The sequence below is a fragment of the Pseudomonas sp. AF03-9 genome (assembly GCF_020515815.1).
Taxonomy (GTDB): Bacteria; Pseudomonadota; Gammaproteobacteria; order Pseudomonadales; family Pseudomonadaceae; genus Aquipseudomonas.
In genome coordinates this window covers 80381-91738 of record NZ_JAHPJF010000004.1, presented here as the reverse complement: position 1 = coordinate 91738, position 11358 = coordinate 80381, and the positions used below count along the sequence as shown (strand labels likewise).

The 11358-nt window shown below is 62.3% G+C and carries 8 protein-coding genes; 2 read left to right on the top strand and 6 right to left on the bottom strand.

Going from position 1 to position 11358, the window contains the following annotated elements:
• Positions 1 to 54 precede the first annotated feature (54 nt).
• Together LIY36_RS09225 and LIY36_RS09220 are read right to left on the bottom strand one after the other, a co-directional pair.
• Entirely contained in the window at positions 55 to 510 is a 456-nt protein-coding gene (locus LIY36_RS09225; protein WP_226455491.1) for a YkvA family protein, read from the bottom strand.
• Positions 511 to 930: 420 nt separating this feature from the next.
• Entirely contained in the window at positions 931 to 1671 is a 741-nt protein-coding gene (locus LIY36_RS09220; RefSeq protein ID WP_192298880.1) for an FKBP-type peptidyl-prolyl cis-trans isomerase, read from the bottom strand.
• 247 nt (positions 1672 to 1918) lie between these two features.
• Between LIY36_RS09220 and LIY36_RS09215 the strand changes: the two genes are divergently transcribed.
• Together LIY36_RS09215 and LIY36_RS09210 are read left to right on the top strand one after the other, a co-directional pair.
• Positions 1919 to 3727: a di-heme-cytochrome C peroxidase gene (locus LIY36_RS09215; RefSeq protein ID WP_226455490.1), complete on the top strand. Its 1809-nt coding sequence runs from the start codon at positions 1919 to 1921 to the stop codon at positions 3725 to 3727.
• Positions 3724 to 4890, top strand: a complete 1167-nt coding sequence (locus tag LIY36_RS09210) for a catalase family protein (protein ID WP_226455489.1) — start codon at positions 3724 to 3726, stop codon at positions 4888 to 4890. The genes LIY36_RS09215 and LIY36_RS09210 overlap by 4 nt, the downstream gene beginning before the upstream one ends.
• Positions 4891 to 5118: 228 nt before the next feature.
• Here the strand turns inward: LIY36_RS09210 and LIY36_RS09205 are convergent, their stop codons facing one another.
• The 4 genes from LIY36_RS09205 to LIY36_RS09190 form a co-directional block, all read right to left on the bottom strand.
• Entirely contained in the window at positions 5119 to 6390 is a 1272-nt protein-coding gene (locus LIY36_RS09205; protein ID WP_226455488.1) for an MFS transporter, read from the bottom strand.
• A 6-nt stretch (positions 6391 to 6396) separates the two neighbouring features.
• Entirely contained in the window at positions 6397 to 7332 is a 936-nt protein-coding gene (locus tag LIY36_RS09200; RefSeq protein ID WP_226455487.1) for a LysR substrate-binding domain-containing protein, read from the bottom strand.
• Positions 7333 to 7505: 173 nt separating this feature from the next.
• Positions 7506 to 9515 carry a CocE/NonD family hydrolase gene (locus LIY36_RS09195; protein ID WP_226455486.1) on the bottom strand — a complete coding sequence of 670 codons (2010 nt, stop codon included), beginning with the start codon at positions 9513 to 9515 and terminating at the stop codon, positions 7506 to 7508.
• Positions 9516 to 9599: 84 nt separating this feature from the next.
• Positions 9600 to 11183: a BCCT family transporter gene (locus LIY36_RS09190; RefSeq protein WP_226455485.1), complete on the bottom strand. Its 1584-nt coding sequence runs from the start codon at positions 11181 to 11183 to the stop codon at positions 9600 to 9602.
• Positions 11184 to 11358: the final 175 nt, after the last annotated feature.

Here is an 11358-nt window from a genome sequence, read left to right as displayed (position 1 = left end):
TCCCTAGGAGTGTAATCCTAACAGCCACAAAGGTCGCAGAGGATAGCCGTATCGTCAGTTTTTTTGCGGGTTTTCCTTGGCCAGCAGTGCCGGCGTCGCAGGGAGCCGCTCAACCACCGCGAGCTTTTCAGGACGCTGTGCCTCACGCCAGGCACGAAAAGCGCTCAGCTCGTCGTCCAGGGTCTTCATGAGCCATGCCAGCACGGCGATGTCATCGAGCATGCCGAACAACGGGATAAAGTCCGGGATCGCATCGATCGGACTGAGAAAGTACATCAGCCCCGCCACCACCGAGACCAGTGCCTTGGGGCTGATCGCCCGATACTCGCCACGCCAGTACGCCAGGCACAGGGCCTGAAGCAATTTGAGATCATCCTTGAGCTTACCCAGGCGGTTGCCCTGGCTGGAGCCCTTGGCAGCGACCGCGAAGAGCAGCGTAGGCAAACGGCCACGGCCGAGCAAACGCGCCGCCATGGGCAGGAAACGGGTGAAATTGAAGGGTGGTTTCATTCGTCACTCCAGTTCCAGGCGAACACAAATGTTATCCACACAAATTGTGGATAACCTTGTGAACAGAGCCGGTTTTGCTGGCTGAAAGCCACGGTTTACAAGGCTTGCAGTCAGATCGGGCGTTTTTTGCGCACTTGAAAAAAACCCAATATTTCATTGACTTGGCGTTGCTGTGCGGCTAGCCGTGTTCGAGTGTTATATCAGACTGTCACCCGTCACAGACGTTCGCTTGAATCGCATGTAGTGAGCGGGCTTGCCCCGCGCCGGGGGGCGAAGCCGCCCCAAATCCGGCATCGCGGTCTTCCTGATACACCGCGGCGAACCGATTTAGGGCGGCTTCGCCCCCCAGCGCGGGGCAAGCCCGCTCACTACAAACGACAACGCCCCGTCGAGACGGGGCGTTGTGTGTTCAGGCGCCGATTACTTCTTGGCGGCGGGTGCAGCAGGTGCCTCAGGGGCTTCAGCCTTGGCTGGGTCCTTGATGGCCAACAGTTCCAGGTCGAATACCAGCACGGAGTTGGCTGGAATCGCCGGGCTCGGGCTCTGGTCGCCGTAGGCCAATGCGGAAGGAATGAACAGCTCGACCTTCTCGCCTACGTGCATCAGTTGCAGGCCTTCGACCCAACCCGGAATCACACCGCTGACCGGCAGGTCAATCGGGCTACCGCGATCCACGGAGCTGTCAAAGGTGGTGCCGTTGGTGAGCTTGCCGGTGTAGTGCACAGTCACCACGTCGGTCGGCTTGGGCTGGGCGCCGTCGGCTTTCTTGATGATCTTGTACTGCAGGCCGGAAGCCGTGGTCACGACGCCGTCTTTCTTGGCGTTGTCTTCGAGGAATTTCTTGCCGGCGGCTGCCGACTCTTCGCTCATTTTAGTCATGCGTTCTTCAGCACGCTTTTGCAGGGCGGCAAACGCTTCAACCAGTTCGTCGTCTTTGAGCTTCTGCTCTTTCTTGCCGACGGCATCTTCAATGCCTTGGGCTACTGCTTTGGAATCCAGGTCATCCATGCCTTCTTGGGCAAGGCTTTTGCCCATGTTCAGGCCGATGCCGTAGGAAGCTTTCTGCGCCGGGGTTTTCAGCTCTACGCTGGTCTGCGAATCACAACCCGCAAGTACCAGGCTAACCAGGGCCACCGCCGCCGCCAACCGATGCTGTTTCATGCTATTTCCTTGTTCATGCGCCTAAAGGGCATTCGAATAAAGTCGCGAGCTTATCAGGCGGCCACGACCAATGGCTACCGGCATGTGAGCCGAAAACTTCTGATAAGTTCACGTGTTTAAAAGCATTTTCATTCATGATGGAGGCCCGCGATGGATCGCGGGACCACCTCAAACGAGGCTCATGGCCACTTGCCGCACCTGTGGCGTAGTGGCATAACAGCGCTACCACTCGACAAGGATAGTTATCTTGCGCATTTTTTCCCGCGTTTTACTCCTGATCCTCGCGGCTCTGGGGCTGATCCTGGCCGTGGTGCTCTATTACGTCGTCAATCCCAAGCTGCCGGACTACGTGCCCGTGCAGCAGGTGCACTACGGGGACCAATGGAGTGCCGCCGACCGCCAGACCTATTACTTCACGCCCCAGGGCACCCAGGTAAAAGGCCTGCACTACGACTGGTTCACCGCCCTGGAACTGCCGTTCTCCGAGCAGCGCTTCGCCACGCCGGAATACCTGGCGCGCTTCGGTTTCCTGGTCGACCCCAAGCAAGTGCCCAGCGCTCAAAACCCCGGCAACCTGCCCGTGGGTTTCGCCCGGCACAAGAACGCCGACAGCACCGCCGAATACCTGGACATCACCTGCGCCGCCTGCCACACCGGCGAGCTGCATTTCAAAGGCCAGGCCCTGCGCATCGACGGCGGTTCGGCCCAGCATGTGCTGCCTTCCAGCGTACCGACCCTGCGCGGCGGCAGCTTTGGCCAGGCCCTTGTCGCCAGCCTTGCCGCCACCTACTACAACCCGTGGAAGTTCGAACGCTTTGCCCGCCAGGTACTAGGGGATCGCTACGACGCCGAACACAGCCAACTGCGCCAGGACTTCAAACAGTCGCTGAACACCTTCCTCAAAGTCGCCTGGAATGACACCCATCGCGGCCTCTACCCCACCGAAGAAGGCCCCGGCCGTACCGACGCATTTGGCCGTATCGCCAATGCCAGCTTCGGCGACGCGATTTCCCCAGAGAACTATCGCATCGCCAATGCACCAGTGGACTACCCGCAGCTGTGGGACATCTGGACTTTCGACTGGGTGCAATGGAACGGCTCGGCCCAGCAGCCCATGGCACGCAACATCGGCGAAGCCCTCGGCGTCGGCGCCACCCTGACCTTCTTCGACAACGCCGGCCAACCCCTGCAAGGCGCTGCGCGTTACCCCTCCAGCGTGCGCGTGCGCGACCTCAACAGGATCGAAGAAACCCTGCAACGCCTCAAGCCACCGACCTGGCCCGAGGACCTGTTCGGTGCCGTGGACAAACCCCTCGCCGCCAGAGGCCGCGCGCTGTTCGCCGAAAACTGCGCCGGCTGCCACGTACCCAGCGTCACCCAGGAAAACGGCCGCCCGGTGCAACAGCTGAAAATGCTGCCGGTGGACTACATCGGCACCGACCCTGGCACCGCCAATAACATCGCCGACCAACGCTACGACCTCAGCGCCCTGCAATGGGACCCGGCCGAGCTGGCCCAACTGAATGTGCAACTGCACCCCACGCCGACCGAACCCCTGGACCTGAAGAAGATGTCCGTGGCCAAGGGCCTGGCCTACGTCACCGCATTCGTCGAAGAGCACGCCTACCGCGCCGCCGGCGTGACCCCGGCCGAGCGTCCGCGCCTGGACGGCTACGGCCTGCCCATCGGCGTGCGTGAGTTGCGCGCCTACAAGGCGCGACCACTGGCCGGTGTGTGGGCCACGCCACCGTTCCTGCACAACGGCTCGGTGCCGACGATCTACCAGTTGCTCTCGCCCCAGGACGAACGCAGCACCACCTTCTATAAAGGCACCTTCGCCTACGACCCGCGTCACCTGGGCTTCGAAACCGCCGCGTTCAAGAACGCGTTCCTGTTCGATACCAAAATCACCGGCAACCACAACAGCGGCCACGAATTCCGTGCAGGCCAGCGTGGCAATGGCGTCATTGGCCGCGGCTTGCTGCCGCAGGAACGCTGGGCGCTGCTGGAATACCTCAAAGTGCTGGGCGGCCCGCTGGAGCAACAACTGCCATGATTATCCGTTCTCGATACGACCAACCCTCCCTGCTCGCCCGCCTCTGGCTACGCATCGGCGCGTTTCTCGGCAAGACCCTACTGTGGCTGGTGGGCCTTGGCCTGCTGGGATGGCTGGCCTCCAGCGCCTGGTTCGCCTGGCAACACAGCGGCCCGGTGTCACCGGAGGAGCAGATCCCGGCGGGTGAAGCCGCCATGACCCAAGGCATTATCCAGACTGCGGTGCGCATCGTTGACCAGCACCGCGAAGGCACGCGCTACCTGCGTGACGCCCATGCCAAGGCCCATGGTTGCGTGAAGGCCGAAGTCAGTGTACTCGCCGACCTCGACCCGGCGTTGCGCCAGGGCGTGTTTGCCCAACCGGGCAAGACCTGGCAGGCGATGATGCGGCTGTCCAACGGCAACGCGTACCCGCAGTTCGACAGCATCCGCGATGCACGCGGCATGGCGATCAAGCTGCTGGATGTACCGGGCAAGCAGCTGTTGGCCGACCAGCAAAGCCGCACCGAGCAGGACTTCGTGATGTTCAGTCACCCGAACTTTTTCGTCAGCGATGTGGCCGAGTACGCACAGAACATCGGCGCCCAGGCTGACGGCAAAAAGGTGCTGGCGTTCTTCCCCAAGGCCGACCCGCGCAGCTGGCAGGTACGCCATCTGTTTATCGCCCTGGCAACCCTGGCCCCCGCACCGGCGAGCCCGACGCAGACCACATACTTTTCCGTATCGCCCTACAAGTTCGGCGCGGCCAACGCCAAATTCCGTGTCGCGCCCGACCCGCAAAGCTGCCCGCAATACCAGTTGCCGAAGCAGAACCAGGACCTGCCGAACTTCCTGCGCAGTGCGCTGAACCAGCAGTTGTCGACCGACCGCGTAGCGGCGTGTTTCGTGTTGCAGATCCAGCGGCAGAACCCGCAGAAATTCATGCCGATCGAAGACACCAGCATCGAGTGGAAGGAAAGCGATGCGCCTTACGAAACCGTGGCGAAAGTGACGATCCCGGCGCAGGACTTCGACACCCCGGCATTGAACCTGGCGTGCGACAACCAGTCATTCAACCCATGGTTCGGCGTCGCCGAACACCGCCCCATCGGCGGCATCAACCGCTTGCGCAAAGCGGTGTACGAAGCGGTCAGCGACTACCGTCACAGCCGTAACGCCCCGTAAAGAGTGCGTAACAATGGGCCCGACGCCGTAAGGAAAACGTCGGGTCTATTGAGGCTCTTTCGCCCCGCCACTACGGTGAACACCTACCCCATCACGTAGGAATTCACCGTGGAAAGCTCAACCCTCGGCATGCTCGTACTGACCCTGATCGCCGTGTTCGGCACCGCGTCGTTTTGTTTCGAGCATTTGGCCACGCGCCGGCCGCGCAAGAAAAAAGCCGAATAGCCGTCACACCTTGATGTCGGGCGGCGGGTCGTTGATCACCAGCGCCTCGGGGATTTCGTCGACACGCGGATCGAGTACCGCGCCCATTGGGTGTTCGGGCATGGCGACGTGGTGCAACGGTGCGCCGTCGACCAGGTATTCGCCGGTGACCTGCTTGGGCTGCACGCGCCAGATCAGCAGCAGCGCACAGGCGGAAAACAGCATGTAGAACGCGCCGTGGCCGTAGCTGTTCATCAACGCGCCGCTGAGTATCGGCCCCAGGCTGGCACCAATGCCGTGGGTGGCGAGCATCATCGCGCTCAACGGTACACGTCGCGGCTGCTCGACGTTGTCATTGGCCAGCGCCACCGCCAACGGGTAGAGGGTGAACAGCAGCAAGCCGCTGAGAAAACCGAACAGCAACAACAACGCGTAAGGCAGTTGTACCAGCCCCCACAGCGGGATCACCAACAGCCCCAACGCTAACGCGCAGGCGCGAATCAAGCGCGAGCGGTCAATGCGGTCCGACAGCCAGCCGATGGGCCACTGGCCGCACAGCCCGGCAAAAATCGACACCGCGACAAACGTACTTGCCTCGCCCGTGCTCAAGCCGTTGCGTGTGGCAAACACCGGGGCCAGGGCGTAGAACGCGCCGATCATCAGGCCGGTGACAAACACCGTGGTCAGCGCCTGGGGCACCCGTTGCCAGAAAAACCCCACTTCCAGCGGTGCCGCTACCAGCTTCGCCGGGTGCAGGCGCTTGGTCATGGTCACCGGCAGCAGGCAGGCGGCAAAGCAGATCGCGACGATAATCAGCGGTTTGAAATCCAGCTCCGGACGCCAGATCAGCACGCCCTGCCCCAGCATCAAGCCTAGGGACACCGCAACCATGTAACCGGCGAACACCGCGCCGCGCCGGTTGTTTTCCGCCTGCTCGTTGAGCCAGCTTTCGATGACCATGTACTGGTTCATCATCACCAGGCCCATCACAAATCGCAGCGCCAGCCAGAACGCCAACTGCTCGAACAACACGTGCAGCAGCACGATGATGGTGGCGACTCCGGCACAGGCCACATACGAGCGCACGTGCCCGACGCCGGCGATCATGCGGTGGCCGAACTTGGCGCCGCAGACCATCCCCCCGTAGTACGCCGCCGTCAGCGCACCGATCCACACTTCGTTGATGCCCTGGCTACTCAAGCGCAGGCCGATAAAACTGAAAAACAAGCCGTTGCCGGTGAGCATCAGGATGGTCGCGCTGTACAGCGCGGGGAAGGTCAGAAAAGTCAGGTTCATGGTGGCTCAGAGAGGCTTGTTCACATGGCTGGCATGGGCCAGCAGCCATTGGCGAAAACTGCGCGCCGCCGATGGCGGGTTGCGGTGATGGGGTTGCATCAGGTGCAGGCGCCCCCGGCTGTGCATGGTGTGGGGCAAGGCCATTTGCAGGCGACCGGCGTCGAGTTCACCTTGCAGCAGACTCTTCCAGCCAAGGGCCACGCCATGGCCCATGACCGCCGACTGCATCAACAGCTGATAGCTGTTGGTGCGCAGCGCATGCCGCGGGGTGTGGTAGTGGGCGCCGACATCGGCAAACCAATCGGTCCAGGTCAGCCAGTCGTGGTAGTGGTCCTCGACGATCAATAAGGTGTGGGCGTGGAGCAAGTGCTCCACATCGCGAATCGGACCGTGACGCTCTATATAGGCAGGGCTGCACACAGTGATGACCTGCTCGTTGTCGAACACCGGCGACAGCTCCAGGCCATGGGGCGCCGGCAGTTCGTCGAGGTGATAGAACAGGCCCAGGTCATATTCGCTGACATCCAGGTGGCCGGGGCTTTCACTGCACAGGATGCGGATATCCAGGTCCGGGTGTTCACGCTGGAATTGCGGCAACAAGCCGGCCAGCCAGATCGAGCTGATGGTCGGCGTGCTGGCCAGGGTCAACTGGCGGTCGGCGCCGCGTCGGCGCAGTTCGGCGGACTCACGATCGAGTTCGCGCAACAGGCGCTGGATCGTGCGGAAGTAACGCACCCCGGCGGGTGTCAGGCTCAGCCCCTGGGCCAGTCGATAGAACAGCGGGCGGGCGAGGTCTTCTTCCAGGCGCTTGACCTGGCGGCTGACCGCGCTCTGGGTCAGGTTCAATTCATGGGCGGCCTGGGTAAAACTCAAATGGCGGGCCGCCGCTTCGAAAGTCTGCAAGCAATTGAGCGGGGGAAGATCGACGTTTCGGCGCGACATGACAGGTTCCAATAGCAGAGACAGACTCGGGTGCCCTTGATGCCAGCCAGTCAAGCACCCGAAAGCGTAAAACGTCACCTGTGGCGAGGGAGCCAGCTCCCTCACCACAGGTAGTGCGTTCGCCCTTTACTGACGACTGGCATTCGTTGGCAGGCATCCTGCCAGTTGCCCGCTTACAGCGCGACCCTGGCCACGCGCTTGCTCCATTGGCGGCGGTGCTCCAGCTGGCCGTTCTCCCAGGCAGTCTGCTCCGCTTCGATATAGAACCACTCGGCATCGGCGTGCACGCTCAGACGGCTTTCCACCTCCACCTCCCATTCGTCGCGACCGACGCGGTAGTGCCACTGGATGTCGGCACGGGTCGACAACGGGTCCCAGGCAGAGGTGCGGTATTGCTCGGTGCAACGTTGGTCCACCGCCAGGCCGTGGTCGGTAAACCGCACCGAGCCGAGGTCGTCCTCGATCTTCACGCAGACTTCGCCACTGCCCACGTCTTCGATCAAGGTGCGTTTCGGCGCCGCGGCGCGCAGCACTTGCAGGGCAACCGGAGTGGCGGCCTGCGGCGCTTCGAACGGGCAGTCCACCGCCGCGCCGCTGAACACCGGCAGTTGCAGGCTTTGCAGGGCGGGCAGCAAGGTCAGGGTGGTCAGCTCACGGCTCGGCCACAGCAACGGGAAACTCGCGGTGCTCAAGGCCAGGCGCAGACGATAGCCAGCGGGCAAGCGCATGCCGATGTGGTCCAGGCTCAGGTGCACGTCCATCGGTGCGCCAGGGACTACAGGGGTAACACGGGAAAAGTCCTCACGAAGCGTGAGATTGAGTACGCCATAGCTGATCTGTGTGACCTGGCCATCCGGCGCAATCGCATTCAGCCGCGCCACCAATTGGCCGCAAGCCGTGTCGCTGGCCAGGCGCAGCGTGAGACGCGCATCGCCCAATAGCGCCAGCGGTTCGGTCAGCACCGGCGAGTCGAAGCACAGCGAATGAGCGTCGTCGCGGCGCTGGTCAGTCGGGCCGTCGGGGCCGAACCAGATGGCGCAGTACTCGCCCTGGTGCAGGCCGGTGGTCAGCGGCGAGCAGATACTGCGCGGCGTGGCCAACGGTTGTCGGCCAGGGATCAGGCCGTGCTCGCCGAGGCTGAAATCAGTCCACTGCACCTGGGGGGCCGGCCACCCCGCCGTCTGCACCCAGATCCCCGGCCGCTCGGCGTAACTGCCCTTGGGCGGCAGCACATCCTGTAGGAAGAATGTGCAGGCTGCATCATCCATCACCCCGTTATCGATGCCTTTCAACCAGTGATCCCACCAGCGCTTGGCTTCTTGCAGAAAGCCGATGGCCGGATTCGGCACGGCGAAGTGTGGATATTTGTGAATCCACGGGCCGATCATTGCCTTCTTCGGCCCCGGAAGATGCTGCATCAGCCGCGACACGGTATTGCGGTAGGCATCACCCCAGCCGCCCACCGCATACACCGCCGCCTTGATCTGTGAATAGTCCTCGCACACCGAGCCGTGGCGCCAGTAATCGTCGCGGGTCTGGTGTTGCAACCAGGTTTCGGCGAGCAGCGGCATGCTGTCCAGGCGTTGCTGCCAAAGGGTTTTCCAGGCGTCGCCAACCAGTAGCGGGTCGGGCACGGCAGCGCTGAAATTGAGCATGGTCGCGGCCCAGCCAAAGTTCTCCAGCAGCAGGTTGCCGCCCTTGTAGTGGATGTCATCGGCGAAGCGGTCGTCGGTGGAGCACAGGGTAATGATCGCCTTCAGCGCCTCGGGTTGGCGCGCCGCGACTTGCAGGCCGTTGAAGCCGCCCCAGGAGATGCCCATCATGCCGACGTTGCCGTCGCACCACGGCTGCTGGCACAGCCAGTCGATCACTTCGAGGGCGTCGTCCTGTTCCTGCAACAGGTATTCGTCGGCCATCAAGCCTTCGGATTCGCCGTTGCCGCGCATGTCGACACGCACACACACGTAGCCCTGCCCGGCCATCCACGGGTGAGTCAGCGCATCGCGCACGGCCGTACCGTCGCGTTTGCGGTACGGCAGGTATTCGAGGATGGCGGGGAAGGTTTGCAGGCCGGCGACTTCCGGCAGCCAGATGCGCGCGGCCAGCTGGGTACCGTCCTTCAGCGGGATCAGGCAGTGCTCGATTTCACGGACCTTGTAGGCAAATTCGGTAACGGTTTCCATCGGTAACTCCAAACTTTTATTGCAAACAAACGACGCCCCCGCGCTCGTCGTGGAGCGCGTGGGCAGACACACAGGCTTGAGGGTCTAGCGGGCAAATTCGGTGACGGCGCTGGTACCACGCAGCTCCGGCTCAGCGGTCGGTCGCAAGCGTTTCACCTCGAGCAACGCCAGGTTCTTCAGCCAGAAAATCAGTGAGGTACTGGCCAGCAGCACCAGGATCATCCCCGGCAAACCACCGAGGTTGGACAGCATCTTCACCCCGTCGATGCCGATGAACGACACCATCACCCACGACACTGTGCCGATGATCACGCCCCACACGATCTTCAACATCGGGTTGCCGTCGAGGTCGGAGTCGGCAGTCACACCTTTGCTGCACAGGTTGGCGATCACGTCGGTGCTGGAGTCCGCCGCGGTGACAAACGAGATGAACGCCACGAACAGCAGGAACGCGATCATCAAGCCGCTGGCCGGCAGGTGCTGGAACATCTGGTACAGCACGTGCTCCACGCCCTGTTCGTTCAATACGCGGTTGAGGCTGCCGTCACCGAGCGCGTCGAAATACAGGCTGGCGCCGGAGAAGATGCAGATCCACACCGCCGTGAACAACGCCGGGTAGAGCATGTTGATATGGATGAATTCGCGCACGGTGTAGCCCCGACCGATCTTGCCGAGGAACAGCGCGCTGACCGGCGCCCAGGCAAACCACACCGACCAGTAGAACACCGTCCAACTCTGCGGCCAGGTGTCGCCGCTCGCGGCGCCGGTGGACAGGCTGCGGCTGAAGAAGGTGTCGAGGTACACGCCGAGGGATTCGACGCCGAGGCTGAACATGTACAGGGTCGGCCCGCACAACAGCACGAACAGGCCGAGGGCGAGCATGATCCAGGTGTTGAACGACGACAGCATCACAATGCCGCGCTGCAGGCCGCTGGCCGCCGAGGCGACAAAGGTGATGACGATGATCGCGATGATGACCGCTAAACGGAACGGTGTAGTTTCGCCGCCGATGTATTGGCTCAGGCCACCGGCCAGGGTCAGTGCGCCCGTGCCCAGGGACGAGGCCATGCCGGCGACCAGGGCGAACATCGCCAAGGTATCGATCAGCCCGGCGTAGCGCTTGACCCGCGCCGCGCCCAGCAAGGGTTCGAGCATCGCGCCAATCGAGAAGTTACTGCGGCGGTTGTAGAACACCAGCGCAAATACCAGGGACGGCACCAGGTAGATGGCGTATGGGGTGATGGTCCAGTGCAGGAACATCGTCGACATCGCAAAGCTTTTCGCCGCCGCGCTGCCCGCTTCAATCGGCAGGCTGGTGGGCGGGCCGTACAGGTGGTAGAGCGGTTCGGCGGTGGTCCAGAACAGCACGCCGACCGCCAGCGTGGTGCACAGCGCCACCATGAACCAGCGCCATTTGCTCAGCAACGGCCGGGCGTCCTCACCGCCGATGCGCACCTTGCCCAATGCGGAGAAATACACGATAGCGGTCAGTACCACCATGGCAAACGAGCCAGCGCTGAACAGCCAGGAGAAGTTCTTGAGGATCAGGTTGTTGAGCTGCTTGCTCAGCGCAAGGAATGCATTCAGGTCGACGTAGCTGGCGATCACCGCCGCCAGCAGGATCAGGAAAGTTGGCCAGAACACCAACGGACGCAATGGATATTTCATGTAGAGCCATTCCCCTTGCAGACTATTTTTATCGCCTTGAAAGGCCATTGTTAGAGGGCGGGCACCGCAGCATCCTGCTGCCGGCAGTTCGCCTGGAAGTCTTCGCGTGGCTATAGATAACCGTTTAAGCGGCCAGGGGCGCAATCGACCAATGTGCATGGGGGTATTCCCCCAC

What these genes read in the sequence shown, in the direction of transcription:
- LIY36_RS09225 (WP_226455491.1), bottom strand. Translation starts at nt 510, where the DNA reads ATGAAACCACCCTTCAATTTCACCCGTTTCCTGCCCATGGCGGCGCGT.
- LIY36_RS09220 (WP_192298880.1), bottom strand. Translation starts at nt 1,671, where the DNA reads ATGAAACAGCATCGGTTGGCGGCGGCGGTGGCCCTGGTTAGCCTGGTA.
- LIY36_RS09210 (WP_226455489.1), top strand. Translation starts at nt 3,724, where the DNA reads ATGATTATCCGTTCTCGATACGACCAACCCTCCCTGCTCGCCCGCCTC.
- LIY36_RS09205 (WP_226455488.1), bottom strand. Translation starts at nt 6,390, where the DNA reads ATGAACCTGACTTTTCTGACCTTCCCCGCGCTGTACAGCGCGACCATC.
- LIY36_RS09200 (WP_226455487.1), bottom strand. Translation starts at nt 7,332, where the DNA reads ATGTCGCGCCGAAACGTCGATCTTCCCCCGCTCAATTGCTTGCAGACT.
- LIY36_RS09195 (WP_226455486.1), bottom strand. Translation starts at nt 9,515, where the DNA reads ATGGAAACCGTTACCGAATTTGCCTACAAGGTCCGTGAAATCGAGCAC.
- LIY36_RS09190 (WP_226455485.1), bottom strand. Translation starts at nt 11,183, where the DNA reads ATGAAATATCCATTGCGTCCGTTGGTGTTCTGGCCAACTTTCCTGATC.